Source organism: Caulobacter vibrioides (assembly GCF_002858865.1).
In the GTDB taxonomy this organism is placed as follows: domain Bacteria; phylum Pseudomonadota; class Alphaproteobacteria; order Caulobacterales; family Caulobacteraceae; genus Caulobacter; species Caulobacter vibrioides.
Window position 1 is genome coordinate 1 of sequence record NZ_PJRR01000019.1, and the last position, 26,907, is coordinate 26,907.

The 26,907-nt window shown below is 67.3% G+C and carries 21 protein-coding genes and 1 pseudogene; 16 read left to right on the forward strand and 6 right to left on the reverse strand.

Annotated features, from left to right (window positions below; genetic code table 11):
- Positions 1 to 113, forward strand: a pseudogene (locus tag CVUC_RS14250) (IS5/IS1182 family transposase); the annotation flags it as partial.
- A gap of 115 nt (positions 114 to 228) precedes the next feature.
- Here CVUC_RS14250 and CVUC_RS14255 read toward each other — a convergent pair.
- From CVUC_RS14255 to CVUC_RS14265, 3 genes are read right to left on the reverse strand one after another with little or no spacing between them, the layout of a single operon-like run.
- The gene (locus tag CVUC_RS14255) at positions 229 to 1,206 is read right to left on the reverse strand and encodes a transglutaminase family protein (RefSeq protein ID WP_010919474.1); all 978 of its coding nucleotides are present in this window, start codon (positions 1,204 to 1,206) and stop codon (positions 229 to 231) included.
- An 11-nt stretch (positions 1,207 to 1,217) separates the two neighbouring features.
- A complete protein-coding gene (locus CVUC_RS14260) occupies positions 1,218 to 2,165 on the reverse strand; it encodes an alpha-E domain-containing protein (protein ID WP_010919475.1) in 948 nt (315 codons plus the stop codon).
- Positions 2,162 to 3,682 carry a circularly permuted type 2 ATP-grasp protein gene (locus CVUC_RS14265; RefSeq protein ID WP_024265725.1) on the reverse strand — a complete coding sequence of 507 codons (1,521 nt, stop codon included), beginning with the start codon at positions 3,680 to 3,682 and terminating at the stop codon, positions 2,162 to 2,164. The genes CVUC_RS14260 and CVUC_RS14265 overlap by 4 nt, the downstream gene beginning before the upstream one ends.
- Before the next feature lie 252 nt (positions 3,683 to 3,934).
- Between CVUC_RS14265 and CVUC_RS14270 the strand changes: the two genes are divergently transcribed.
- The 7 genes from CVUC_RS14270 to CVUC_RS14300 all read left to right on the forward strand — a co-directional run bounded on the left by CVUC_RS14270 (position 3,935) and on the right by CVUC_RS14300 (position 15,557).
- On the forward strand, positions 3,935 to 5,719 hold the full coding sequence (locus tag CVUC_RS14270; RefSeq protein WP_012640285.1) for an autotransporter assembly complex protein TamA: 1,785 nt from the start codon (positions 3,935 to 3,937) through the stop codon (positions 5,717 to 5,719).
- A gap of 23 nt (positions 5,720 to 5,742) precedes the next feature.
- A complete protein-coding gene (locus CVUC_RS14275; protein WP_164468272.1) occupies positions 5,743 to 9,912 on the forward strand; it encodes a translocation/assembly module TamB domain-containing protein in 4,170 nt (1,389 codons plus the stop codon).
- 101 nt (positions 9,913 to 10,013) lie between these two features.
- Entirely contained in the window at positions 10,014 to 11,258 is a 1,245-nt protein-coding gene (locus CVUC_RS14280; protein ID WP_096033202.1) for a hydrolase, read from the forward strand.
- Complete coding sequence (locus tag CVUC_RS14285; RefSeq protein WP_096033203.1) at positions 11,259 to 12,263, forward strand: arginine N-succinyltransferase; 1,005 nt, start codon at positions 11,259 to 11,261, stop codon at positions 12,261 to 12,263.
- Complete coding sequence (gene astD / locus CVUC_RS14290) at positions 12,260 to 13,717, forward strand: succinylglutamate-semialdehyde dehydrogenase (protein WP_096033204.1); 1,458 nt, start codon at positions 12,260 to 12,262, stop codon at positions 13,715 to 13,717. The genes CVUC_RS14285 and astD overlap by 4 nt, the downstream gene beginning before the upstream one ends.
- Positions 13,714 to 15,054 (forward strand): N-succinylarginine dihydrolase, encoded by a 1,341-nt coding sequence (gene astB / locus CVUC_RS14295; protein ID WP_096033205.1) that lies wholly within the window; start codon positions 13,714 to 13,716, stop codon positions 15,052 to 15,054. The genes astD and astB overlap by 4 nt, the downstream gene beginning before the upstream one ends.
- Positions 15,051 to 15,557, forward strand: a complete 507-nt coding sequence (locus CVUC_RS14300; RefSeq protein WP_010919483.1) for a GNAT family N-acetyltransferase — start codon at positions 15,051 to 15,053, stop codon at positions 15,555 to 15,557. Before astB ends, CVUC_RS14300 begins: the two co-directional genes overlap by 4 nt.
- Here the strand turns inward: CVUC_RS14300 and CVUC_RS14305 are convergent.
- Entirely contained in the window at positions 15,554 to 16,492 is a 939-nt protein-coding gene (locus CVUC_RS14305) for a LytTR family DNA-binding domain-containing protein (protein WP_096033206.1), read from the reverse strand. The genes CVUC_RS14300 and CVUC_RS14305 overlap by 4 nt on opposite strands.
- Here CVUC_RS14305 and CVUC_RS14310 point away from each other — a divergent pair.
- The gene (locus CVUC_RS14310) at positions 16,491 to 17,711 is read left to right on the forward strand and encodes an acyltransferase family protein (RefSeq protein WP_096033207.1); all 1,221 of its coding nucleotides are present in this window, start codon (positions 16,491 to 16,493) and stop codon (positions 17,709 to 17,711) included. The genes CVUC_RS14305 and CVUC_RS14310 overlap by 2 nt on opposite strands.
- Here the strand turns inward: CVUC_RS14310 and phhA are convergent.
- Positions 17,666 to 18,550 carry a phenylalanine 4-monooxygenase gene (phhA, locus tag CVUC_RS14315; protein WP_096033208.1) on the reverse strand — a complete coding sequence of 295 codons (885 nt, stop codon included), beginning with the start codon at positions 18,548 to 18,550 and terminating at the stop codon, positions 17,666 to 17,668. The two genes, CVUC_RS14310 and phhA, sit on opposite strands and share 46 nt — an antisense overlap.
- 174 nt (positions 18,551 to 18,724) lie before the next feature.
- On the reverse strand, positions 18,725 to 19,054 hold the full coding sequence (gene hspQ / locus CVUC_RS14320) for a heat shock protein HspQ (protein ID WP_010919487.1): 330 nt from the start codon (positions 19,052 to 19,054) through the stop codon (positions 18,725 to 18,727).
- A gap of 161 nt (positions 19,055 to 19,215) precedes the next feature.
- Between hspQ and CVUC_RS14325 the strand changes: the two genes are divergently transcribed.
- The 7 genes from CVUC_RS14325 (at position 19,216) to guaA (ending at position 26,896) form a co-directional block, all read left to right on the forward strand.
- On the forward strand, positions 19,216 to 20,322 hold the full coding sequence (locus CVUC_RS14325; protein ID WP_024265726.1) for a Ppx/GppA phosphatase family protein: 1,107 nt from the start codon (positions 19,216 to 19,218) through the stop codon (positions 20,320 to 20,322).
- Complete coding sequence (locus CVUC_RS14330; protein WP_096033209.1) at positions 20,319 to 21,029, forward strand: RlmE family RNA methyltransferase; 711 nt, start codon at positions 20,319 to 20,321, stop codon at positions 21,027 to 21,029. The genes CVUC_RS14325 and CVUC_RS14330 overlap by 4 nt, the downstream gene beginning before the upstream one ends.
- A complete protein-coding gene (locus CVUC_RS14335; protein ID WP_096033210.1) occupies positions 21,026 to 22,069 on the forward strand; it encodes a potassium channel family protein in 1,044 nt (347 codons plus the stop codon). The genes CVUC_RS14330 and CVUC_RS14335 overlap by 4 nt, the downstream gene beginning before the upstream one ends.
- Positions 22,070 to 22,161: 92 nt before the next feature.
- Positions 22,162 to 23,625 (forward strand): IMP dehydrogenase, encoded by a 1,464-nt coding sequence (guaB, locus tag CVUC_RS14340; RefSeq protein ID WP_096033211.1) that lies wholly within the window; start codon positions 22,162 to 22,164, stop codon positions 23,623 to 23,625.
- Between the two features lie 3 nt (positions 23,626 to 23,628).
- Positions 23,629 to 24,024, forward strand: coding sequence for an MAPEG family protein (locus CVUC_RS14345; RefSeq protein ID WP_096033212.1), 396 nt, complete (start codon positions 23,629 to 23,631; stop codon positions 24,022 to 24,024).
- Positions 24,024 to 25,301 (forward strand): RsmB/NOP family class I SAM-dependent RNA methyltransferase, encoded by a 1,278-nt coding sequence (locus tag CVUC_RS14350; RefSeq protein ID WP_096033213.1) that lies wholly within the window; start codon positions 24,024 to 24,026, stop codon positions 25,299 to 25,301. Before CVUC_RS14345 ends, CVUC_RS14350 begins: the two co-directional genes overlap by 1 nt.
- 32 nt (positions 25,302 to 25,333) lie before the next feature.
- The gene (guaA, locus tag CVUC_RS14355) at positions 25,334 to 26,896 is read left to right on the forward strand and encodes a glutamine-hydrolyzing GMP synthase (protein WP_096033214.1); all 1,563 of its coding nucleotides are present in this window, start codon (positions 25,334 to 25,336) and stop codon (positions 26,894 to 26,896) included.
- Positions 26,897 to 26,907: the final 11 nt, after the last annotated feature.

Sequence of the window (26,907 nt, forward strand, 5' to 3'; positions counted from 1 at the left end):
GCTGCTTCTCAAAGCTCAAGCAGTTCCGGCGCGTTGCAACCCGCTTCGAAAAGACCGCTCGCAACTATCTCGCCGTCGTCACCCTCGCCGCTATTGCCTTGTGGCTGCGATAAGTGTCCACGCCGCCTAGAGCGTCTTTCGATCAGAATGACGCTCTAAGCTGCTGAAATAAAGTTCTTTTTGTTGATCTGATTGAGTTGGCTGGATCCGCCAGGACTCCGGAGGCGGCTACTGCTGTTGCTGCTGTTGTTGATGCAGCTCTTCGCGCAGCGCCGTGTCGTGACGGCGACGACCGCCGGCAAAGCTGGGGCGGGCCATTCTCAGGAATTCCGGTTCGGCCAGCGCGGCGCGGGCGCGGCGCACCGACACGCCGACGGCCAACTGGCTTTCCGCGTCGCCCTTGTAGACCCCGCGCGAGGGCGTGACGTCCGCATAGTCTCGACCCACGGCGACGGCGACATGGCGTTCGCCCGCCATCATGTTGTTGGTGGGATCAAAGCCGACCCAGCGCAGGCTGGGCAGGAACACCTCGACCCAGGCGTGGGTCGCGTCAGGGTCGGAGCGATCGCCCGCGTCACGGTCGGTGAAAAGGTAGCCGGAGACATAACGGGCCGGAACGCCCCAGCCACGGCAGACGGCCAGCATGATGTGCGCGAAGTCCTGGCAGACCCCGCGTCCGGCGCTGAGCGTCAGGTCGATCGGGCTGTCGGCGTCGGTAACGCCGGGCTGGTACTCAAACGCGCCGTAGATCGTTTCCGACAGGCTCCGGACGGCGGTCAGCGGATCCCGGCGCTTGAGGGCGTCGAGGTCGTGTTCGTTGATGAAGGTCTGCAGCGCTTCAGTCGTCCTGACGAACCCGTGGGGCCGCAGGAAGTCGAAGCATTCGCCCCGGACGAATTCGCTGCGCAGACGATCCCACTCGCCCATGTCGAGCTGGTCGGGACGCTCACCGGGCGACTCGGTCTCGACCGCCGAGCGCGCGATGATCGTCAGGTTGTCGTGCGGCTGCGGCACGTCGAAATGATAGACCGCGTTGCCGAAGCTGTCGGCGTAGGAGAACACCTGCGCCGCAGGGTTCAGGTCCAGCTCGAAACTGACCAGGCGTTGCCGGGCGGTCTTCTGGGGCTGCATCCACAGCTCCATCAGGCTTTCGCGGACGGGACGCTCGTAGTGGTACTGGGTGACGTGTCGGATTTCGAGCAGCACGGTCTTGGATCCTAAGCGGGCAGACGCGTTTCAAGAGGGTAGGCCACGAAGGTCTCGTAGATGGCTTCGTGGATTCTGGCGCATTCGTTGACGACGGTGGTCAGCAGGGGACCCGCGCCGACGGCTTCCAGCTCGTCGACATCGGCAAACTGCAGTCGCGCCTTGAGGCGGCCGGCCAGGCGCTCTGGGCCCGCGCGCTCGTTGGCCGAGACGCTGCGCGCCATGGCGCTGAGATGCTGTTCGATCTGCGCCGTCGCGAACCGGATCGACCGCGGGAAATCCTCGTCGAAGACCAGGAACTCCAGGATGTGGCGCGGCTCGATCTCGGCGGTGTAGACGCGAAGATAGGGTTCCAGCGCGCAGGCCATGCGCAGCACGCTGACCAGGGCCACGTGGTCGCCAAGGCGGCCGTGGGTGGGCGACTCCGCGAAACAGACTTCCAGCAGGCGCGAGACCAGCTGGGCGCGTTCCATATAGATGCCCAGCATCATGAACCGCCAGCTTTCGCCATGGCTCATGGTGGTGTCGGCTGCGCCCTTGAAAAGGTGCAGGTCGGCGATCACGTCGTGCAGGAAGATGTCTGATCCTGCGGCGAAATCCTTGGTCGCGTTCGGATCGGTGACCTTGAGATACAGCAGATTCAGGCGTTCCCAGGTCTCGGTCGTAATCTGATCGCGGACCTGACGGGCGTTCTCGCGCGCGCGCGCCAGCGAGGACACGACGGAGTTGGGGTCGCTGCGATCCAGCACCAGCGCGTGGGCCGCCTCGAACGACCCGACACCCGCGCCGTCTTCAGGAGCGCCGACGGCGGCCATGGCGATCCACACAGCCTGGGCGCCGGCGTCGGTCTGGTCGAGCGTGGCGTTCAGCATCACCGAGGACAGGCGCGAGAGGTGCTCGGCGCGTTCGATATAGCGGCCCAGCCAATAGAGGCTGTCGGCGACACGGGCGAGCATCATGGACGGGCGCTCCCGTGACCGTTTCCGTTGGAAGGCGCGTCGTCGGCGAGCACCCAGGTGTCCTTGGAGCCGCCGCCCTGGCTGGAATTGACCACGAGGGAGCCGCGCTTGAGCGCGACACGGGTCAACGCGCCGGGGGTGACGATGGTCTTTTCGCCTGAGAGGATGAAGGGACGCAGGTCGACGTGGCGCGGCTCGATGCGGCCGTCCACCAGGCAAGGCGCGGTCGAGAGCTGGATGGTCGGCTGGGCGATGTAGTTCTCGGGATCAGCCTTGATCGCCAGGGCGAAATCATCGCGCTCCTTCTGGCTGGCGTGCGGCCCGACCAGCATGCCGTAGCCGCCCGAAGCGCCGACAGCCTTGACCACCAGCTTGTCGAGATTGGCCAGCACGTGGCTGAGCTGACGCGGCTCCCGGCAGAGATAGGTCTCGATGTTGGGCAGGATCGCGTCCTCGCCCAGATAGTAGCGGATGATGTCGGGGACGTAGGCATAGACCGCCTTGTCGTCGGCCACGCCGGTGCCGGGCGCATTGCAGATCACCACATTGCCGGCGCGATAGGCGTTGAACAGGCCCGCCGCGCCCAGCGAGCTGTCGCGCCGGAAGGTGAGCGGGTCGATGAAGTCATCGTCCACCCGGCGATAGATCACGTCGATCCTGCGCAGGCCGGTGGTGGTGCGCATGTAGACCATGTTCTCGTGCACCACGAGGTCGCGCCCCTCGACCAGGGGGACGCCCATCAGACGCGCCAGGTAGGCGTGTTCGTAATAGGCGCTGTTGTAGACGCCCGGCGTCAGCACCACGACCTGCGGATCGGCGCGCCAATCGGCGGCCATGCTCTTCAGGGTCGAAAGCAGCAGGTCGGGGTAGCGCTCGACCGGCCGAACGCCCGCGGCGCGATAGGTGCCGGGGAAGGTGCGCTTGGCCGCGTCACGATTGGCCAGCATGTACGACACGCCGGACGGAACGCGGAGGTTATCCTCCAGCACGGCGAACTGGCCGTCCTGGCAGCGGATCAGGTCGCTGCCGCAGACATTGGCGTAGGCCTTGTGCGGCACATAGAGGTGCTGCATTTCGCGGCGATAGGAGGGCGCGCCCAGCACAAGCTCTCGCGGAACCACGCCATCCATCAGGATCTGCTGATCGCCGTAGATATCGGCCAGGAAGAGGTTCAGCGCCCGTAGTCTCTGGGTCAGGCCAGCTTCGATCCGCGCCCATTCCGACGCCGGGATGATCCGGGGAAACAGGTCGGTGGGAATGATCCGTTCGGTGGTGTTCTCGGCGCCGTAGACCGTGAAGGTGATACCCTGGAGGAGGAAAGAGCGCTCGAGCGTCCTTTGTCGCGCAGCCAGTTCCTCGGCGCCTAGCGTCGACATCCGGCCGTGCAGCGGATCGTAGTGCTGGCGAACCTCGCCCTCGGGCGTGAACATCTCGTCGTAGGCGACGCCCGGCAGGTAGGCCGCCTCCGTCATCGGCAGGGTCGGAGTGTCCGCTAGGGTCTGGGTCTTCGCCGCCACGCTTCTATCCGCTTGTCTTCGATCTTGGGCGCGCCCCAGAGGCATGCGCCGTCCCGACTCTAGGGCCTCCACGCGGTCCTGCTTCCCGGATTCGACATCCGCTAAGCGATTGCGCACGACTGCCTATCATTTGGGCGCCATTCGGCTGCTTTGAGAAGCGCTCGTGACGGAGGCGGCCGCCATTCCGAACGTGACACGAGCCCAGCCCGCGACTACAGCAGGGGCGGGGGCGCTTCGCGCGGGGAACGTGATTTGGTGCTTGGGCGGACTACCCTGGCTTTGGCGGCGGTGACCTGGCTCTCGGCCTCGGCCGCATGGGCCGACGAGCCGATGGCCCAGATCCAGGGTGTCGAGGACCGAGCCCTTCGCGACGCCATCCAGCGCGCCCTGTCCGATTCCAAACAGCCGCCGCGCAGCCGTTCCGAGGCGCGCCGCCGGGCCCGTCAAGCCGGTGAGGATGCGATCGCCGTCCTGCGCGCGGAGGGCTACTACGCCTACACCGTCGAGCCGGATGTGACCGAAGGCGATCCGCCGCGCGCCATCGTGAGGATCACGCCGGGACCGGCTTTCCTGCTGGCCGATCCCCACATCGACTGGTCGGGTTCGCCGCCGGATGAAGGCGTTCGTCAGCGCGCCGTTGCGGCGATGCGGCTGACCGAAGGCGAGCCTGGGCGCTCCGCCGACGTGGTCGGCGCCGAGGGCCGGATCGTCGCCCAGGTGGCCAAGCTCGGCTACGCCGACGTCGCGGCCGAGCCGCGCGAAGTTGTGGTCGACCATGCTGACCGCACGGTTCGGCCGACCTTCAGGATCATGGCGGGAGAGCTGGTGCGTCTGAACGGCGTTGATGTCGTCACCAAGGGGCGCACCAATCCCGAATGGGTCGGCCGTCTCGCGCCCTGGGTGGCCGGTGACGTCTATGATCCGGAAGATGTCGCCGAGCTGGAGCGCCGGCTGCGCGACACCGCCGTTTATGACTCGATCTCGGTTTCGCTCGCGGGGACCGACAAGGCCTCGGCCGAGGGCTATCGGCCGGTGGTCGTCACCCTGTCCGACAGGCGGGCGCGCACGATCGAACTGGGCGCAGGCTATTCGACCAGCGAAGGCGCCGGCGTCGATGCGCGCTGGATCCGCTATAACCGCCAGAAGCGCGCCGACACGACGACATATGCGCTGCGGTTCGCCAAGCTGGAACAACGGCTTGGCGCAGAAATCTCACTGCCGCACTGGCGGCGACCGCAGCAGACCTTGAAGCTGAACAGCTCGGTCTTCCGCAACGACACCGACGCCTACAACGAAACCGGGGCCACGGTCGGCGTCGATTTGACCCGCCGACGCCAGACGACGGCGTATCGCACCTTCGGGGTCTCATTCGACCTCTCGCAGACCAAGGAGCAGGTCAATCGCAACGGCTTGATCGCCGGGCGGAAGCTGAATCTCGCGACCCTGGCGGGTCTGGCCGCCTACGCCTGGGATTTCTCGGACGATATCCTCGATCCCAAACGGGGGTGGCGCCTGGAGACCCGCGCCGAACCGACTTATGTGGCCGGCGACACCTCGGTCCCGTACTTGAAGCTGGCTGGCCAAGGCTCGGCCTATCTGCCGTTTGGCAAGCAGGACAGCACTGTGCTGGCGGCGCGCGTCAAGCTGGGCGCGATCTTGGGCGCCGGGCTTCTCGATGTTCCGGCGTCCCGGCGCTTCTTCTCCGGCGGCGGCGGTTCGGTGCGAGGCTACGCCTATCAGGCGATCGGCCCGCGCTTGTCGGACAACACGCCGCAAGGGGGTATTTCACTGGTCGAGACCTCGTTTGAGGTGCGCCAGAAGATCACCGATCGCTGGAGCGGCGTCGCCTTCGTCGATGCGGGCGCCATCGGGACCCATGAAACCCCCCAGCGCGAGGACTTCCGCGCTGGCGCCGGCCTTGGCGTCCGTTACGATCTGGGCTTTGGACCGATCCGGGCCGACATCGCCGCGCCGCTGGGACGGCGCAAGGGCGACCCGAAGTTCCAGATCTATCTCAGCATCGGGCAAAGCTTTTGAGCCGCGACCAGGACAAGCCTGATCTGACCGATACGGTCTCGCAAGCCGCCGAGGCGGCGGGCGAAACGGCGGGGAAGGTCGTCCGGAAAATCGGCTGGGGCGGCGTGGCGCTGGTCGTGGTTGGTGTTCTGGCCGCGCTTCTGCTGGTCATGGCGGGAGGGCTGCGGTTAGCGCCGATCACGCCGCAAGGCCGCATGTTCCTGGAAGCGCGCGCTTCGGGACTGAAGCTCGGTCGGATTGGCAAGCTGCACATTGAAGGGCTGTCCGGCGACATCTGGCAGGACTTTGGCGTTCGTCGTTTGACGATCTCCGACGAGAAGGGGGTCTGGCTTGAGGCCCGCGACCTGCGCGTCGCCTGGCGCGCGACCGCGCTGTTCGGGCGACGCTTTTATGCCGAGCAGATCACCGCACGCGATGTCACCGTCCACCGTCGGCCGACCATGGGGCCGAAGGGGAAGTCTGGCGCCCCGCCTGTTTCGGTGGACCTGGACAACGTCAAGTTTCGTCTGTTGACGCGCCCCGCCTTCAGCGGCGCCGAGGGCGACTTCGACGTCGACGGCGCCTACGAAATGGCGCGGCGCGGGGGGCAGAAGGGGCGGATCGCCGTGGCGTCGCGGCTCCATATCGGCGACCATCTGGATCTCGACTTTGATCTTGGGCGGTCGAAATCGCTGCGCCTTGTCGCCGACGCGACGGAGGCGAACGGCGGCGCCATCGCGGGCGCGCTAGGACTTCCCGCCGACAGGACCTTCGATCTGAAGGCCAAGGCGGAGGGCACCACCAGCCGCGCGGCGTTCGATGTGGTTGCGCGCTCGGGACGTGAAATCCCGCTCGAGGCGCGCGGCGCCTGGGCCGAACAAGGCGGCTCGGCGCGCGGCCGTGTCGACCTTGAAGCCTCCAGATTGACCCAGCGCCTGGCCCGCATGTTCGGTCCCGGCGCGGACTTCACCATCGAGGGGCGCAAGGCCACCGCCGATGGTCTGTCAGCATTGAAGATCAGCCTGAATTCCGAGAATCTGGTTCTGCGTGGCCAGGGCCTGGCGGACCTGGGCAAGCGGCGCACCGGCCCGGACGGCATCGCCTTCACCGCGCAGGTCGGCGCTCTGAGCCGGATCGTGACGATCCCGAAGATGGGCCGCGGCGAGGCGCAGGGCGCTTTCCGGCTGATCGATGGCGGTTTCGTCGTCGAAGGGCGCACGGATGTCAGCGATCTGGAACTGCTCGGCTATCGGCTCAAGCGGGCCACGGGGCCGGCGAAGGTCAGTTGGTCCAAGGGCAATCTCGCGATCGAGGGCGCGGCGACGACGGCGGGCGGCGGCGGGACCGGCCTGTTGGCGGTTCTGGGCTCCAGCCCGAAGGCGACCTTCGAGGGCGGACGGGTAAAGGGCGGCCGGTTCCTGATCACGGCCGCGCGGATCGAGGCGCCGAACCTGATCGTGACCGGGAAAGGCGGCCGGGGGCTGCTCGGCGGCCTGTCGTTCGATGGGGAGATGAAGGTCGCCAGCCTGGCGCCGGTGCGTCAGGGCGCCAAGGGTTCGGTGAGCGCCAAATGGTCGGCTTCCAGCTTCGCGGGCAGGCCGTGGAGCTTCACCGTCGATGGAAGAGCCGCCAATTTCGGCACGGGTTACGCCGAGGTGGATCGGCTTCTGGGCCTGACGCCGCGCCTGGCCGGCAAGGCGAACTGGAACGCCGGCGTGCTGACGGTCGACGAGGCCAGGCTGGACGGCGCCAACGCGGCGCTGAAGACGTCTGGCAAGCTTGGACAAGGCTTGGCGCTGGATTTCGGAGTGGATTGGACCGCGACCGGTCCGTTCCGCGCCGGCCCGGTCGAGGTCGCGGGCCAGGCGGCCGGCGATGGACGGGTCGGTGGAACCCTCTCTGCGCCGCGAGCGGATCTCCAGGCCGCGTTCGACACGATCGAGCTGCCCCGGCTGCCGCTGTCCAAGGCGCGATTGACGCTGACCTTCGCGAGCGGCCCCAACGGGACGGATGGCGCGGCTGCGTTGCAGGCTGATAGCCAACACGGCCCGGCCCGTGGGCGCGCATCGTTCCGGTTCTCGCCGGGCGGGATCGAGCTGACCGATGTCGATGTCGACGCCGGCGGCGCCAAGGCGCAGGGGGCGGTCTCATTGCGCGACGGGGCGCCGGCGACGGCGGACCTGCAGGTCGCCGTCGGTCCAGGCGCTTTCCTGCCACAGGGGACGGTCAAGGGATCGGCGCGTCTGGTCGACGCACCGGGCGGCGGCGCGCCGAGCGCCACGCTGGATCTGGTCGCCGAAGGCGTCGCCACCGGCTCATGGAAGGTGCGGTCCGCACGCATCAAGGCGGATGGGCCGCTTTCGCGCCTGCCGCTCTCGATCGACGCGCGCGGCGAGGCGCCCGGCGGGCTTTGGCGTCTCAGCGGCGCGGGTGACCTGGCGCAGACGGGAAAGATCTACGACCTGACGCTGAATGCGTCGGGGCGCGTTGGTCGGACAGAACTCAAGACGCGCGACGCCGCGCGGATCCGGTTTGGCGACGGGCCCATGCAAGCGCGCCTGCGATTGGCCGTCGACAAGGGGCGAGCCGACATTGACGCCGATCTGGGCGGCGCGACCGCGATGCTGAAGGCCGAATTGGCCGGCGTGACCCTCACCGCCTTCGACCCTGACCTCGACGGCGACATCGACGGCGCCTTCAACCTGCAGGGCCAGGGCGATGTGCTCACGGGCGATTTCGCGATGCGGCTGTCCCATGCGCGCGAGCGCGGCGCCAAGATCGAGCAGTCGCTGGACGCCAAGATCCAGGGCACGCTGAGCGACAGCCAACTGATGATTATCGCCGACGGCGACAACCGCCAGGGCCTGAAGGCCGAGGCCAATCTGGTGCTTCCGGTGGAGGCCTCGGCCATGCCGCTTCGTCTGGCGGTGAACAGGCGTCGCGGCGTCCAGGGACGCTTTTCCGCACAAGGCGAGATCAAGCCGCTGTGGGACTTGTTGCTGGGGCCCGAGCGCTCCCTGTCGGGACGCATCAACCTGCAGGCTAGCCTTGGTGGCACGCTGGCGGACCCGCGCCTGATCGGCCAGGCCACGCTTGACGGCGGCGGCTTCGACGACGGTCAGTCGGGCCTGAGATTGCGCAATGTGACGCTGCGGTCGGCGTTGGCCGACAACGCCATCGATGTCAGCCAGGCCATCGGTGAGGACGGGCAGGGCGGTTCGATCTCGGGGGCGGGGCGGATCAGCCTGTCGCGGGGCGGCGAGGGCAATTTCAAGCTCGACATGAAGAGCTTCCGGCTGATCGACAACGATCTGGCCTCGGCGGTGGCGACCGGCCAGGCCAGCGTCAATCGCTCGGCCGACGGCAAGATCAAGCTGACCGGCGCGGTGACCCTCGATCGCGCCGACGTTTCGGCGCAGACCAAGACGCCTGCCGGCGTGGTGGCGATGGATGTGGTCGAACGCAATCGTCCCGTCGATCTGGATCAGGGCCTGCAGCGGCGTCCCACGACGGGCGGGATGATCCTCGATCTCGACCTCAAGGCGCCGCGACGCATCTTCGTTCGCGGTCGGGGTCTGGACGTCGAGCTTTCGCTGGACGCTCACGTCGGGGGCACCTCGCTGGCTCCGCAACTGAGCGGCGTCGCGCGGATGGTGCGCGGCGAGTATGACTTCGCCGGCAAGCGGTTCGAGTTCGACGACGACGGTATGGTCTATCTTTCGACCCAGCTCGACCAGGTGCGGCTCGATCTGTCGGCAACCCGTGAGGACACGGCGCTGACGGCGGTCGTTCGTATCCTAGGGACGGCGGCCAAACCGGAGATCACCCTGACGTCCAAGCCGGAACTGCCCAGCGACGAAGTGCTCAGCCAGGTGCTGTTCGGCGCATCGGCCGCACAGTTGTCGCCGATCGAGGCGGCGCAACTGGCCTCGGCGGTGGCGGCGCTGGCGGGCGGTGGCGGCTTTGACGTTATCGGCAACCTTCGCAGCTTCGCCCGCCTGGATCGTCTGGCCTTTGCGGAGGGCGCGACCGGCATGACGGTCGCCGGCGGCAAGTACGTCACCGACGATGTCTATGTTGAAATCATCGGCGGCGGCCGTGACGGTCCTGCTGCGCAGGTCGAGTGGCGGATTCGTCGGACTCTGTCGCTGGTGTCCCGTATCGGCGGTCAGAACGACGCAAAGCTTTCCGTTCGCTGGCGAAAGGACTATTAAGCAAGCAAGGCTGTTGCGTGGGCCCCCGGTTACCTCGCTCGAGGTTAGCACGATTTGCCCGCGGCCCTTGGTTATCTTGACTGAGGGAGGAACGGCCTTTCATGCATCTCACGTCAGAAGATCGCAGCGTTCTGGATCGGATCGCGCAGGATGGTGGCCGGATCGTCGACCGGGCGGTCGATTGGTGCGCCATAAACTCGGGAAGTCGAAATCTTGAGGGGCTGGAGCGCCAGAGGCAGATTCTGCTGGACGCCGCCGCCGGCCTGCCGGCCGCGCCGCTTGAGATTCCGCTGACCCCATCGCGCGAGATCGACGCCAACGGTCGCGAGGCTGAGTTCCCGCATCCGCCGTCGGTCGCCGTGATCGTCCGGCCGGAAGCGCCCGTCCAGGTGATCCTCACGGGTCACTACGACACCGTCTATCCCGAGAATAGCCCGTTCCAGGCCGTGAGCACCCGCTCGGACGGCGCGCTGCACGGTCCGGGCATCGCCGACATGAAGGGCGGCATCTCGGTGATGCTGGCGGCTCTGGCGGCGTTCGAGACGCATCCGCACGCCGGCAATGTCGGCTACCGGGTCCTGCTGTCGCCGGACGAGGAGATCGGGTCGATCGCATCAGGTCCGATCCTGTCTGAGTTCGCGCGTCAGGGACATGTCGGTCTGACCTATGAACCCGCGCTGGCGGACGGCGCCCTGGCGGCCGCGCGCAAGGGGTCGGGCAATTTCCACATCGTCATCCACGGGCGCGCGGCCCATGCCGGACGCGATTTCGCGGCGGGACGAAACGCGATCGTCGGCGCGGCGCGTATCGCCGAGAAGCTCCACGCTTTGAATGGTTTGCGCGACGGTCTTACGGTGAACGTCGCGCGGATCGATGGCGGCGCGCCGCTGAACATGGTTCCCGACGTCGCCGTCGTCCGTTTCAATGTCCGGTTCCCGGAGGCCGCTGCCGCTGTCTGGTTCGAGGCCGAGGTCGCGCGGATTGTGAGCGAAGTCGACCCCGACCTCCACGCCCACCTGCACGGCCTGATCACGCGCGGCGCCAAGCCCTTCAACGCCGCGCAGCAGCAGCTGTTCGGCGCGGTGAAGGCTGTCGGGGCGCTGCTGGGCCAGGACATCACCTGGAAGCCGTCGGGGGGGGTCTGCGAAGGCAACAACCTATTCGCGTCCGGGCTTCCCAATGTCGATACGCTGGGCGTGCGTGGCGGCGATATCCATAGCGAGGCCGAGCATGCCTGGCCCGAAAGCTTCGTCGAGCGCGCTCAGCTCTCGGCGAGCATCCTGATGAAGCTGGCCAGCGGGGAGATCGACGCCAGAGCGATCCGCGCGGCCATGGAGAATGCGTGAATGCTAGTCGTCCGTCCCGCCGGTTCCGCCGATTTTGAGGCCCTGATGGAGCTGGCCGTTCTGTCTGGGCGCGGCTTCACCAGTCTTCCCGAAGACGAACCCACGCTGCGCTCGCGCCTCGCCCTGTCCGAAGCCAGCTTCCAGGCGGGCGTTGCGCCGCCCGAGGCCTGGTACACCCTGATGCTGGAGGACCTGGAAACCGGCACGGTCGAGGGCGTCGCGGGCGTCAAGGCGGGCGTGGGCCTCAAGCGCCCGTTCTTCTCCTTCCGGGTCGTGACCCTGGCTCAGTCATCGCCGACCCTGGAAATGCGCTTCGACCACAAGGCGCTGGTGCTGGTGAACGAGTGCGCGGGTTGGTCCGAAGTCGGCTCGCTGTTCCTGCGCCCCGAGAAGCGCAAGGGCGGAGCCGGGCGGCTGCTGGCGCAATCGCGCTACATGCTGATCGGTATCGAGCCGCAGCGCTTCGCCGAGATGGTTCTGGCCGAACTGCGCGGCTGGTTCGACGAGGACGGCCGATGCCCCTTCTGGGAGCACGTCTCGCACAAGTTCTTCCGGCTGGACTTCGATCAGGCGGATCTGATGAGCGCGTCGACCGATGGCCAGTTCATCCTGGACCTGGCGCCGCGCCACCCGATCTATACCGAGCTTCTGCCCGAGGAGGCTCGCGACGTGATCGGTCGTGTCCACCGCGACGGTGAAGCCGCGCGGGCGATGCTGGAGCGCGAGGGCTTCCGGTATCAGGGACTCGTCGACCTCTTCGATGCGGGGCCAACGGTGGCCTGTCCCCGAGATGACATCCGTACCGTGCGTGACGCCAGACGGCTGCGGGTCAAGGCGGGCGAAGACGCCTATGGCGAAGAGGCGCTGATCTCCACGGGCGAGGTTTCGCGCTTCCGCGCCGTGCGGGCGCCGGTGTTGATCGACGGCGAGACGGCGATCCTGGGACGCGATGCAATGGACGCCCTGGGCGTAGGCGAAGGCGAAGTGGTGCGGGTGAAGGCATGAGCGGCGGACTGTTCATCGATGGCAAGTGGCGCGCGGGCCAAGGCGCAGGCCTGAGCTCCACCGATCCGGCCACGGGCGAGGACGTCTGGAGCGCCGCCACGGCCACCCCGGTTGATGTGGCGGACGCGGTGGCGGCCGCTCGTAAGGCCTTTCCCGCCTGGGCCGATCGCCCGCGTGAGGAGCGGATCGCGATCCTGCGGCGCTACAAGGACATCCTGGTCGAGCGCGCTGCGCCCTACGCTGAGGCCTTGAGCCGCGAGACCGGCAAGGCCCTCTGGGAGACCAGGGCTGAGCTCGCCTCGATGGCGGGCAAGGTCGATCTGTCGATCCGGGCCTATGACGAGCGCACCGGCGTCACCGAGAACGCCATGCCGTTCGGACGCGCCGTCCTGCGCCATCGCGCGCATGGCGTCATGGCCGTGCTGGGACCGTTCAACTTCCCGGGACACCTGCCTAACGGCCACATCGTCCCGGCGCTGTTGGCGGGCGATACGGTGGTGTTCAAGCCTTCGGAAGAGACGCCGCTGGCGGGCCAGCTGATGGTCGAGGCCCTGGAGGCCGCCGGCGCGCCGGCCGGCGTGGTCAATCTCGTCCAGGGCGGGCGCGAGACCGGACAGGCGCTGATCGCCCAGGACATCGACGGCCTGTTGTTCACGGGCTCGGCCGCGGCTGGGACCTACTTCCGTCGCTACTTCGCCGATCGTCCGGACGTGATCCTGGCCTTGGAACTGGGCGGCAACAACCCGCTGGTGGTCTGGAACGCCGACGATGCGCCGGAGGCCGTGGCGGCCCTCATCGTACAGTCGGCCTTCATCACCACCGGGCAGCGATGCTCGTGCGCGCGGCGGCTGATCGTGCCCGATGACGCCTCGGGCGCGGCGATCATCGAGGCGACGGTCGCGCTGGCGGAGCGGCTGGTAATCGGCGCCTGGAACGCTGAGAACGAGCCCTTCATGGGACCGCTGATCTCCGGCCGCGCCGCCAAGGCCGCGCGTGAGGTGGCCTCGGCGACGCCGGGAAAGACCATCCTCGCCTTGGACGGCGTCGCGGGTCTGGGCGACGCGTTTCTGAAGCCCGGCATTGTCGACCTGACGGGTCTCGAGACACCCGACGAGGAACTGTTCGCGCCGCTGCTGCAGGTGCGGCGGGTCTCGAGTTTCGACGAGGCGCTCGCGGCGGCGAACGCGACGCGCTACGGGCTCTCTGCGGGACTTATCTCCAATGAATCAGAGCTTTGGGATAAGTTCCTGAGCCGTATCCGCGCCGGCGTGGTCAACTGGAACCGACCGACCACCGGCGCGGCCGGCTCTATGCCGTTCGGAGGCCTCGGCGCCTCAGGCAACCATCGCCCGAGCGCCTATTACGCCGCAGACTACTGCGCCTATCCTGTCGCGAGTTTCGAGGCTTCAATGGTCGTTGATACCTTGAAGGATATCAAGGGCTTGAAGGCGTGATCTTAGCGTTCGAGGCGAACTGCGACGGCCTGGTCGGGCCGACGCACTCGTATGTCGGTCTCTCGCCCGGCAATCTGGCCAGCACGCGCAACGCCGGCGAGGTCTCCAATCCGCGCGGCGCTGCGCTGGAAGGGCTCGCCAAGATGCGCCGGCTGGCCGATCTGGGGCTGCCGCAGTTCGTACTGCCGCCGCATGAGAGACCAGCCATAAGCCTCTTGAGGCAGCTGGGTTTTTCCGGTCCAGATGAGATCGTTCTGACGTCGGCTTGGCGCGATGCGCCGGCCCTGGCCGCCGCCGCCTGTTCAGCCTCGCCGATGTGGGCCGCGAACGCCGCGACGGTCACCCCCAGCGCCGACGCCGCCGATGGTCGCGTGCATTTCACGCCCGCCAACCTTCTGACCAACCTGCATCGCAGCCTGGAGGGCCGTCAGACGGCGCGGTCGCTTCGACGGCTATTCGCCGACGAGACGCGGTTTGCCGTCCACGATCCCTTGCCCGCCCAGCCGCATTTCGCCGACGAGGGCGCGGCCAACCATGTGCGCCTCTGCGCCGAGCATGGCGCGCCGGGGGTGAACCTGTTCGTCTGGGGACGTGAGGCCTGGAGCCACTGGGACGGCCGGTTCCCCGCCCGCCAGACCAAGGAAGCGTTCGAGGCGATCCAACGTCGCCACGGTGCGGCGCGCGCGGTGTTTCCGCAGCAGGGCAAGACGGCGATCGAGGGCGGCGCCTTCCACAATGACGTCGTCTGCGTTGGGACGCGTGAGTGTCTGTTCTTCCACGAGCGAGCCTTCGAGGATCGCGCCACGATGGCGCGCGAGGTCCGGGCGGCGGCGAGCGGCCTGTTCGAGCCGGCCTTCGTCGAGGTGACGGAGGCCGATCTGCCGATGGCTGATCTGGTGGCCAGCTATCTGTTCAATTCGCAGCTGCTGGTCGTGCCGGGCGAGGACCGGCTGGTGTTGTTGGCGCCCGTCGAGACGCGGGACAATCCCCGCGCCTACGCCGTGGCCGAGAGCCTCGCGACCTCGAACGGCCCCATCGGCCGGGTCGAGTACGTCGACGTCCGCCAAAGCATGCGCAATGGCGGCGGGCCCGCCTGCCTGCGCCTCCGCGTCGTGCTGACCGATGCCGAACTGGCGGCGGCGAACCCCGCGCAACGCTTTACGCCCGCACTTCAGGACACCCTGGCCGACTGGATCACGCGCCGCTATCGCGATCGTCTTTCGCCGGCGGATCTGGCCGATCCGAGGCTCTTGACCGAGAGCCGCGAGGCGCTTGACGCGCTGACCCAGATTCTGGGATTGGGCGATGACTTCTACCCCTTCCAGAGAACGGCATGAGCATCACGGTTCGTCGCGCCACGGTCGCCGATCGCGACGCGATCGTTGCTGTGCATCGCTCCGCAGCTGTGACGCCCGGCGCCTTGGCCCGCACGCCCGAGGAGGTGACGACGGCCTTTGCCGAAGCGGCGATCGCCGCCGATGTCTGCCTGGTTGCGGTCGACGCGGACGGAACCGTTTGCGGCGAGATCCATGCGAAGCGCGAGACGATCGCGCTGTTCGCCCACGTGCTCGGCGGTCTCACCGTGGCGGTCCATCCTGACCATCAGGGACGCGGCGTCGGCTCGAGGCTGTTCGAGTCGCTGATCGCCTGGGCGCGGTCGGCGGAACCCGAGATCGTGCGGATCGAGCTGGCGGCCGGCGCCGGCAATCCCGGCGCGGTTCGCCTCTACGAGCGGCTGGGCTTTCGCCATGAGGGCCGTCAGGTCGCGCGAGGTCGCTTGCCCGACGGCCGCTTCGAGGACGACATCCTGATGGGCCTGTTGCTTCGTCCGGTCGGTTAGGCGGGTTCGCGTAGCGCCGCCAGGGCCTTGGGGAAGCGCCGCGACAAGGGCGCTTCCAGTGCGCCGAGCTCGATCGTGTAATCGCCCGAGCCTTCGGGCCTCAGTCCCGTGACCAGCGCCTTGTTCACCAGCCAGGACTTGTGCGTGCGGACAAAGCCCTGGGGCGCGAGCGCGTTCTGCATGGCCGTCAACGAAGATCGCATCAACGGGCGTCGCTCGTCGGCGAGGATGAACTCGACATAGTTCCCTGCCGAGCGCACGGCGATGATCTTGTCCACCGCCACGCGGATCAGCCGCGCGCCGTCCTGAATGTCGAAGGTCGCGGGGCGCGCTGGTCCCATAGCGTCGGCCGTCTGGCCGCCGCGTTGCAGCGCCAGCCAGAAAATTCCCGAGGCGATCAGATAGGCTAGGAAATCCTTGCGGAACTCATAGGGAAACTCGGTCGAAAGCGGACCGTAGTTGTAGGCCTCGTTCAGAAGGGCGGCGTGCGCCCACTCGCGAAGGACCAGGAACCCCGCGACGTGGAGCGCTGAGTAGGCGAGAAGCGCCGCGAGGTGCGCGGGGGCGGCGATCCACCAACGGGGGCGCCAGCGGCTGGTCCAGACCGCCATCGCCGCAGGGATCGTGAAGATCACCATGGTGACCAGCGCGCTGCTGACTTCCCAGATGACGGGGCGGATAGGCCCCAGATCCGGCGAGTCATGTTGGATCGTCAGGATGTTGACGAGGCAGATGCAGCTGATCAGGCATACGCCGAAGAGCCAGGCACGAAGCAGCCATTGGCGCTCCTGGCCGGTCATCCCCAAAAAGCCGCCGTTGGTCCCCAAACCCATTCCGGACGTCCCAGCCAATATCCGCTGATCCCCTTGGACTTGGCCTGAGGCGGGGCCGCGCGGCAGGTCCTTGGCATCGCTTCTCAAGTCGGACGCCCCCATGACCCGTGTGACAAGCCTCGACCGGCGCCATGACCTCGACTGGATTCGGGTCGGCGCGTTCTTCCTGCTGATCCTCTACCATACCGGAATGTTCTATGTGCCGTGGGATTGGCACGTGAAGACGCCGCATCCAGTTGAGGCCCTCGAGCCTCTGATGCAATTGACCAACCCTTGGCGCCTGACCCTGTTGTTCTTGGTCTCGGGCGCGGCGACGCGGTTCATGGCCGACAGGACTTCGGTGGGGCGGCTGACGACGTCGCGCATCGCGCGGCTGCTGCCGCCGTTGCTGTTCGCCATGTTTGTGATCGTGCCGCCGCAGAGTTACTACGAGATCGTCGAGCACGTCGCCGCTAACCCCGGCGCGCCGGTCGCGGTCGATAGCTATGGCGTGTTCTGGCGGAAATACGCGACCGCATCAGGCAACTGGTGCGATCAGGGAGAGTGCCTGATCACCCCGACCTGGAACCACATGTGGTTCGTCGCGTACCTGCTGGTCTATTCCCTGGTCCTGGCCCTGATGCTGCTGGTCCTGCCCAAGCTGGGCGACCGGCTGCAGGGCGGCCTGGAGCGTTTGCTCAAGGGCTCTGGGCTTCTGATTTGGCCCATTGTCTTCCTGGCGGCGACGCGGATCTTCCTTCTGCCGCGCTTCGAGATCACGCACGATCTCGTGGAGGACTGGTACAACCACGCCGTCTCGTTCGCAGCGTTCCTGCTCGGCTTTGGGCTGGCCAAATCCGACGTGTTGAAGGCGAGGCTGATCGAGGCCCGATGGACCGCGCTGACGCTCGCCGTTCTCTGTTGGGCCGGCTGGGCGAGCTACGCCTGGATCTATCGCGCCGATGACGCCAACCCGCCGGAGGCGCTGCGGATCGTCATGCGATGCGTCTACGCCACCGACCAGTGGTGCGCCATCGCCGCCATCCTGGGGTTCGGCGCCAAGCATCTGTCGGACAAGGGCGGGCCCGTGCTGCGTTATCTGACGCTGGGCGTCTTCTCGTTCTACATCGTGCACCAGACCCTAATCGTCGTGACGGCGCACAACCTCGCCAAGCTGGGCCTGCCGCAAGCCCTGGAAGGCGCGATCCTGGTGGCGGCGACCTTCGCCGGGTGCTTTGCGACCTACGAGATTGTGCGGCGCATCCCGGGCGTGAGGGCCCTATTCGGACTGAAGGGTCAGCCCGCCGCCGCGCCGGCCAACCGACCGCCGGCCGTGGCGTAGGCCTGGGTGCCGCGTGTCAGTACGGCGTCGCCGGGAACGATCTCGGCGACGCCGATGTCGCTGACGCTGGCCAGCCGCTCGTAGATCGCGCCGAAGTCGCGAAGGGTCACCTCCTGCAGGGTCTGGATCGAGTCGATCACGAAATAGACCTGCTGGAAGTCGTCGATCCGGTAGAGCGTGCGCATCACGCGCTCCAGATCGAAACCGATCCGGTTGGGGGAGGGATCATCAAGGGCGAAGATCGACTCGGTGCGCGAAGACACGATGCCCGCGCCATAGATCCGAAGGCCTGCGGGGGTGTTCATCAGGCCGAACTCCACCGTGTACCAGTAGAGCCGCGCGAGATTGGCCAGGCGACCCAGGCCCAGGGCGCGGCGGCCGCCTTCGCCATAGGCCTGCATGTAGTCTGCGAAGACCGGGTCGGTCAGCATCGGCACATGGCCGAACACATCGTGGAAGATGTCGGGTTCCTGCAGGTAGTCCAGCTCATGCGGCTTGCGGATGAACTGGCCGGCGGGAAAGCGGCGATTGGCGAGGTGATCGAAGAAGACGTCGTCGGGCACGAGGCCCGGCACCGCCACCACGGTCCAGCCCGTCAGGCGCTTGAGCTCTTCGTTGATGCGGGCGAAGTCCGGAATGCCCGAGCGGTGCAGGTCCAGCGCGTCCAGCCCCCGCAGGAACTCGTCGCACGCGCGACCATGCAGCATGTCGGTCTGCCGCTCGTACAGGGTGATCCAGACGTCATGCTCGGCCTGGGTGTAGGTTTCCCAGCCCTGATCGATCGTCCAGTCGGGACGCGCGCCGGGGGGCGGTCCGTTGCTCAGGCCATCTCCGCTCATGGGACGACGCTACGCCCCGGATTTGGCAATTGCTGTTCGGAATTTGCGCTTAACGGCCGGATGAGCGGAGAAACGTTGTTCTCAATGCGCAAAGTTTGCAATGAGATGCCGAATCGCCAGGGCGAGGCGCATTGGGCGCGCTCGCCCTGGCCTGCAAACTGCTGATCGTCCGGCTCAGTGCGAGATTCGCGGGCGCAGCTTGTAGAGCCCGTGATCGAACGACTCGAAGATCACCGCTGTCTGCGGATGCCCGATAGGCTCGCCGCTGTCGTCGGGCAGCAGGTTCTGTTCGGACACATAGGCCACGTAGCTGTTGTCCTCGTTCTCGGCCAACAGATGATAGAAGGGCTGGTCCTTGGTCGGCCGGATATCCTCCGGGATGGACTGCCACCATTCCTCGGTGTTGGCGAAAACCGGATCGACGTCGAACACCACCCCTCTGAAGGGGAAGATCCGGTGCCTGACGACCTGTCCGATCGCGAATTTGGCGAGACGAGAATTCATGGCGCTCAGAATAACAGCCGCACCTGACTGATTCCTGAACGTAAATGCCGGGACACGGATATCAAGGCGGCGCCTTCCGACGGGCGAGTCACATGCTATGGTCGACTCGAAATGAGGCGTCGCAACTGTTCGCGGCGCCTGCGAGACAGGTGGTTAGGACCATGTCGGAGGCGCCGCGCGCGCCCGGCGCGCCGAGTGGGCGGCGCCGGCGGTCGCCGGAAGAGACGTCGTGCTATGCGGCGCTTGATCTGGGGACCAACAACTGCCGCCTTTTGGTGGCCACGCCGAGCCCGCGCGGATTCCGCGTGGTCGAGGCCTATTCCCGCATCGTGCGTCTGGGCGAGGGGCTGTCGCAGAGCGGCCAGCTGTCGGACGCCGCCATGGAGCGCTCGCTGGCGGCGCTGAAGGTCTGCGCCGAGAAGATCCGTCGCCGCAAGGCGATCCGCGTCAAGGCGGTGGCGACCCAGGCCTGTCGCGGCGCGACCAACGGCCCTGACTTCGTGCGACGGGTGCACGAGGAAACGGGGCTGAAGCTGCAGATCATCAGCCCGCGCGAGGAGGCCCAGCTATCCGTCGCCGGGTGTATGAGCCTTTTTGATCGCCAGCAGGACGCGGCGTTGGTCGTCGATGTCGGCGGCGGCTCGACGGAGCTGTCCTGGGTGGACCTGAAGGGCGGCGGCCTCGACGCCAAGCCCCGTCAGTTCGCGGCCTGGAAGCTGCCGATCAAGGCCTGGCTGTCGATCCCCGTCGGTGTTGTGACCCTGGCCGAGCGCTTTCCGGAGGGCGAGCAGGCCAATCCCGTCTGGTTCCGAGCCATGGTCGATGACGTGAAGGCCCGGATCGAGACCTTCCCGCACGCTGAGCCGATGCGGAAGGTCTTCGCGGAGGGCAGGGCGCATCTGGTCGGGACGTCCGGCGCCATCACCAGCCTCGCGGGCCTGCATCTGGGCCTGGCGCGCTATGACCGTAACGTGGTCGACGGACTCTGGATGAACCGGACGGACTGTGACGCGGCGGCGGATCGCTTGCTGGCCTTGACCTCGCCGGAACGCGCGGCTGAGCCCTGCATCGGAGCCGATCGTGCGGATCTCGTATTGGCCGGCGCGGCGATCCTTCAGGCCGTGCAGGAGCTCTGGCCATGTTCGCGCGTGCGTGTGGCCGATCGAGGGCTTAGAGAGGGGCTGTTGTTGTCCCTGATGTCCGATCAGCAACGGCGCCCTCGTCGGCGTCGTCGCGGCGGCGCCTCCAAGAAGTCTGAAGCCGCATGAGTGACGAAGAGCCGCCCCGCAAGCGCATGGTCAAGCCGCCGGCCGGCGGCAATGAGGGCGGGCGCGGCAAGCCCGCGCGCCTGAAGACCGCCTATGGCCGCACCCCCAGCCAGCAGGCCTGGCTGGAACGCCAGATCAACGATCCTTTCTCGGCCAAGGCCCGGGCGCTGGGCTATCGCAGCCGGGCGGCGTTCAAGATCAGCGAGATCGACGACAAGTTTCACTTCTTCCGCAAGGGCGCGAAGGTCATCGACCTGGGCTGCGCGCCAGGCGGCTGGCTGCAGATCGCCGTCGAACGCGGCGTGACGACCCTGGCGGGGATCGACCTCCTGCCGGTCGATCCCGTGGCGCCCGCCCATCTTCTGGAGATGGACTTCACCGCCGACGGCGCGCCCGAGAAGCTTCTGGCGCTGCTGGACGGCGAACCTGATCTTGTCATGTCCGACATGGCGCCCAACACCGTGGGCCATCGCGAGACCGACCACCTGCGGATCGTCGGGCTGATCGAGATCGCCGCCGAGTTCGCCATCGACGTTCTCAAGCCCGGCGGCGCGTTCGTCGCCAAGGCGTTCCAGGGCGGCGAAACGGCCGAGATCATCGGCAAGCTCAAGCGCCACTTCGACAAGGTCCAGCACTTCAAGCCCAAGGCCAGCCGGCAGGACAGCTCGGAGGTCTTCCTGGTCGCGACAGGATTCAAGGGACGGTGAGGCGAGGGGAGCGCGTGATCGGCGGGCTGATCGCGCGGCCCTTCCGCAACCTGGCCTTCGCCGTGGCGTTCGTTCTCGCCGTCGCGGGCATGGCGGTTCTGGCCTATATGCGCGCCGGCTGGTCGTTCGGCGACGCGCTCTACATGGTCACCCTGACCATCTTCACGGTGGGCTATGGTGAGGTTCGCCCGGTTGACACCGACGACTTGCGCGCCGTCACGATGGCCACGATGGTGTTCGGGTGCACCGGCGTCATCATCGTCACCGGCGCGCTGGTGCAGGCGCTGACCCAGTCTCAGTTAGAACAGTTCTTCGGAAAGCGCGTGGAACGGGACATCGAGAAACTCGACGGACACATCGTCATCTGCGGCTTCGGCCGCATTGGGCTGATGCTCGCCAGCGAGCTTGCCGCCGCCGGAGAGCGCTTCGTCGTGGTCGAGCGTGACGAGGCGCGATGCGACGAGGCGCGGGAACTCGGCTATCTTTGCCGGCACGCCGACGCCACGGACGAGGACGTGCTGCGCGCCATGCATGTCGAGCGGGCCAAGGTGCTGGCCACCGTGCTGCCGGACGACGCGGCCAACGTCTTCATCACCCTGTCGGCCCGCAGCCTCAATCCGAAGATCGAGATCATCGCGCGGGGCGAGCGACCCACGACCGAGCGCAAGCTGGTCCAGGCCGGCGCCGACAAGGTCGTGATGCCGGCCCATATCGGCGCCGAGCGCATCGCCGAGATGATCCTCTATCCGCGCCTCGCCGGCTTCCTGAAAGAAGCCCGCGCGCCGGCCGCCCAGCAGAGCGAGGCCTTGGCGCAGCTAGGGCTTGACCTTGGATTGGTCACCGCGCCGGCCTCCTTCGCCGCGCGACGGGTCACGGTCGGCGACTTTGAACGGCGGGGCGGCGTATTGGTCGTGCGCATCGAACGCGCCAACGGGACCTTGATCGAAAAGCCCAAGGCGGATGAGGTCATCAGCGCCGGAGACGGTCTGGCGGTCCTTTCCAAGTTGGGGCGGCTGGGCCTGGACGCCATCACCGACTGACGCCGGGGAAGATTCATCTCCAAATCGGCGACGTGGCGGGTCGACAACGGTCGACCTCGCGGCTATATCCGCGCCGCAAAATGGAGACTCCGATGGAGATTCGCGAAGGGCTCACCTTCGACGACGTTTTGCTCGAACCCGCAGCGTCCGACGTCATGCCCACCCAGGTGACGACCGAGACCCGGTTCACGCGTGAAATCAGTCTGAACATTCCGCTCGTGTCCGCCGCCATGGACACGGTGACCGAAAGCCGCCTGGCCATCGCCATGGCCCAGGCCGGCGGCATGGGCGTCCTGCACCGCAACCTCACCAACGAGGAGCAGGCCGACCAGGTGCGCGAGGTCAAGCGCTACGAAAGCGGCATGGTCATCAATCCGCTGACCATCCACCCCGACACGACCCTGGCCGAGATCCGCGAGATCAAGGCCCGCCGCAAGATCTCGGGTTTCCCGGTGGTCGAGCGTGGTTCGGGCAAGCTGGTCGGGATCCTGACCAATCGCGACATGCGGTTCGAGGGCGACGACAAGGTCCCGGCCTCGCAGCTGATGACCCGCGAGAACCTGATCACCGTCTCGGAAGGCGTGGATCACCGCGAGGCGCGCGAGCTGCTGCGCAAGCACAAGATCGAGCGCCTGATCGTCGTCGACGAGGCCTATCGCGCCGTCGGCCTGATCACGGTCAAGGACATCGAGAAGGCCCAGGCCCATCCGCTGGCCGCCAAGGACGACAAGGGTCGCCTGCTGGTCGGCGCCGCCTCGACCGTCGGCGACGCCGGTTTCGAGCGCTCGATGGCGTTGGTGGACGCCGGCGTCGACGTCGTCGTCATCGACACGGCGCACGGCCACTCCAGCCAGGTCGCCGCTGCGGTGACCCGCCTGAAGCGCGAAGCCAACCGCGTTCAGATCGTCGCCGGCAACATCGCCACCTACGACGCCGCGCGCGCGCTGATCGACGCCGGCGCCGATGCGGTGAAGGTGGGTATCGGTCCCGGCTCGATCTGCACCACCCGCATCGTCGCGGGCGTGGGCGTGCCGCAGCTGACGGCGATCATGGAAGCGGTCCGTGCCGCCCGTGACAGCAACATCCCCGTCATCGCCGACGGCGGCATCAAGTATTCGGGCGACCTGGCCAAGGCCATCGCCGCCGGGGCCTCGACCGCCATGATGGGCTCGATGTTCGCCGGCACCGAAGAGGCGCCGGGCGAGGTGTTCCTGTACCAGGGCCGCTCGTACAAGAGCTATCGCGGCATGGGCTCCGTGGGCGCCATGGCCCGCGGCTCGGCCGATCGCTACTTCCAGAAGGAAGTCACCGACAACTTCAAGCTGGTGCCGGAAGGCATCGAGGGCCAGACGCCCTTCAAGGGGCCGATCTCGCCGGTGCTGCACCAGCTGGTCGGCGGCCTGCGCGCGGCCATGGGCTATCTCGGCGCGCCGACCATCCCTGAGCTGCAAAAGCGCGCCAAGTTCGTGCGCATCACGGGCGCGGGCCTGCGTGAAAGCCACGTCCACGACGTGATGATCACACGCGAGGCGCCCAACTATCCGAGCGCGGTCTAACCGATGCGGATGGCCTTCGAGCTGCAAATGATCGCCGTGGCGGTCGCCATCGGGATCTTCAACCTGGTCTGGGCGTCGGCCGCCGCCCAGCCGCAGCGCGGCTTGAAGTGGAACGTCGGTCCCCGCGACGAGACGATCGAGCTGACCGGCATGGCCGGTCGGCTCACGCGAGCCTTCGCCAATTTCCGCGAGACCTTTCCGTTCTTCGTGGCCTTGGTGATCATCGACTATCTGGGCGGTCGCCTGGGTGACCTGACGGTCTATGGCGCGGCGCTGTATGTCGCCGCGCGCGCGGCCTATCTGCCGCTCTATGCGTTCGGCGTGCCCTATGTCCGCAGCCTGGTCTGGCTGGCGTCGATGGTCGGGATCCTGATGCTGCTCGCGGCCCTGGTGGTCTGATGCGGGACGGAGGACGGGTTTCAGCGGCGATCGAGGTTCTCACCGAGATCGAGGCGCGGCATTTTCCGGTGAAGATGGCGCTGAAGCGCTGGGGCGAGACCGCGCGATACGCCGGGTCCAAGGACCGGGCGTTCGTCTCGGGGCTCGTGCTGGACGCCCTGCGCCGCAAGCGTTCGCTGGGCTGGATGATGGCCGACGTCAGCGCGCGCAGCGTGATGCTGGGCGTCCTGGCCTTCATGTGGAAGTGGCCGGTCGAGCGGATCGCCGAGGCCGCCGCCGAGGAGCACGGCTTTGGCGCCCTGACAGATGTCGAGCGCGAGCGTCTGACCGCTCCGATTTCCACCGACAGCGCGCCGGCGCCGGTGGCGGGCGACTATCCGGACTGGCTGGAGCCGCACCTGGCGCGCGCCCTGGGCCCTGACCAGGCCGCCGAGATGCGGGCGCTTTCGGAGCGCGCGCCCGTCGATCTGCGGGTCAACACTCTGAAGACCGATGTCGAGCGCTGCGCCAAGGCTCTGGCCTTGATCGACGCTGCGCCGGCGGGCGTCCTGGCGACCGCCTTCCGCATTCCCGCGCCCGCCGCCGCCGATCGCACGCCGTCGGTGGAGGCCGTGCCCGCCTTCTCGAAGGGCTGGTTCGAGGTGCAGGACCTGGGCTCCCAGATCGCCGCCGCCGTGGCGGGCGATGTGAAGGGCAAGCAGGTTCTCGACTTCTGCGCCGGCGGGGGCGGCAAGACCCTGGCCCTGGCGGCCGCCATGGGCAACAGCGGCCAGATCTTCGCCCATGACAGCGATGCACGCCGTCTGGCCGACACCATCCGTCGCGGCCAGCGGGCGGGGGTTCGCAACCTGCAGATCCGCTCGCCGATCGAGGCCACGCCCCTGAAGGGCCTGGAAGGCAAGATCGACGTCGTCTTCGTCGACGCCCCCTGCACGGGCGCGGGCACCTGGCGTCGTCACCCGGACGCCAAGTGGCGTCTGTCGCCCGACCAACTGGCCAAGCGCCAGATCGAGCAGGACAGCGTGCTCGAAGACGCCGCGGCCTTCGTGAAGGCCGGCGGCCGCATGATCTATGTGACCTGCTCGCTGCTGACCGAGGAGAACGAGGACCGCGTCGCGGCCTTCCTCGAGCGCCACCCCGAATTCACCGTCAAGCCGATCGCCCTGGACGGCGTCACCCATGTGACCCCCGAAGGCTATCTGCGCCTGACCCCTCATCGCGCGGGCACGGACGGCTTCTTCGCCGCGGTGCTGCAACGCGCATCCTACACGCCCTGACCGATCACGTCCGACCGCTGGAGACCTCGCCCATGACTCAGAAAACCGACCACCAGCGCGTCCTGATCGTCGACTTCGGCAGCCAGGTCACCCAACTGATCGCCCGCCGAGTGCGCGAGGCGGGGGTCTATTGCGAGATCCATCCGTTCGACAAGGCCGAGGCCATTGTCGACGAGTACGCGCCCTCGGCGATCATCCTGTCGGGCGGTCCGGCCAGTGTGCTGGAGGCGGACAGCCCGCGCATCGGTCGCAAGCTGTTCGATCTGGGCCTGCCGTTGCTGGCCATCTGCTACGGCCAGCAACTGCTGTGCGACGTCTTGGGCGGCAAGGTCGAGGGCGGTCACGCGGGCGAATTCGGTCGCGCCGAGCTGACCATCGGCAAGGATAGCCCGATGTTCCAAGGCCTGGCCGGCGTCGGCGGCGTCGAGACGGTCTGGATGAGCCACGGCGATCGCGTCACGGCGATCCCGGAAGGTTTCGAGGTGATCGGCACATCGACCGGCGCGCCGTTCGCGGCCATCGCCAATGACGCCAAGAAGATCTACGCCCTGCAGTTCCATCCTGAGGTCTATCACACGGTCAACGGACCGGCGATGTACCGCAATTTCCTGTTCAATATCGCGGGGCTGAAGGGCGACTGGACGATGGCGGCGTTCCACCAGGAGATGGTCCAGAAGATCCGCGACCAGGTCGGAGACGGCAAGGTGATCTGCGGCCTGTCGGGCGGCGTCGACAGCTCGGTGGCCGCCGTGCTGATCCACGAGGCGATCGGCGACCAGCTGACCTGCGTGTTCGTCGACACGGGCCTCTTGCGCAAGAACGAGGCCGACCAGGTCGTGACCCTGTTCCGCGACCACTACAACATCCCGCTGGTCCACGTGGACGCCGGCGACCTGTTCCTGGGCGAGCTGGCCGGCGTCAGCGATCCCGAAACCAAGCGCAAGACCATCGGCCGCCTGTTCATCGACGTGTTCGACAAGGAAGCCGCCAAGATCGAGGGCGCGACGTTCCTGGCCCAGGGCACGCTCTATCCGGACGTCGTCGAGAGCGTCTCGGCCCGCGGCGGCCCCTCGGCGGTGATCAAGAGCCACCACAACGTCGGCGGCTTGCCCGACTACATGAAGCTGAAGCTGGTCGAGCCGCTGCGCGAGCTGTTCAAGGACGAGGTTCGCGCCCTGGGTGTCGAGCTGGGCCTGGCCCCGGCCTTCGTCGGCCGCCATCCGTTCCCCGGACCGGGCCTCGCCATCCGTATCCCGGGCGAGATCACGCCCGAGAAGGTCAAGGTCCTGCAGGACGCCGACGCCATCTATCTGGAAGAGATCCGCAACGCCGGCCTCTACGACCAGATCTGGCAGGCCTTCGCAGTGCTGCTGCCCGTGAAGACGGTGGGCGTGATGGGCGATGCGCGGACCTACGAGAACGTTCTGGCCCTGCGCGCGGTGACCTCGACCGACGGCATGACCGCCGACTTCTTCGAGTTTCCGTGGCCGGTTCTGGGCAAGACCGCCACGCGCATCATCAACGAGGTGCGCGGCGTCAATCGCGTCGTCTACGATGTGACCAGTAAGCCGCCCGGCACGATCGAGTGGGAGTAGCGCGGCGGCGC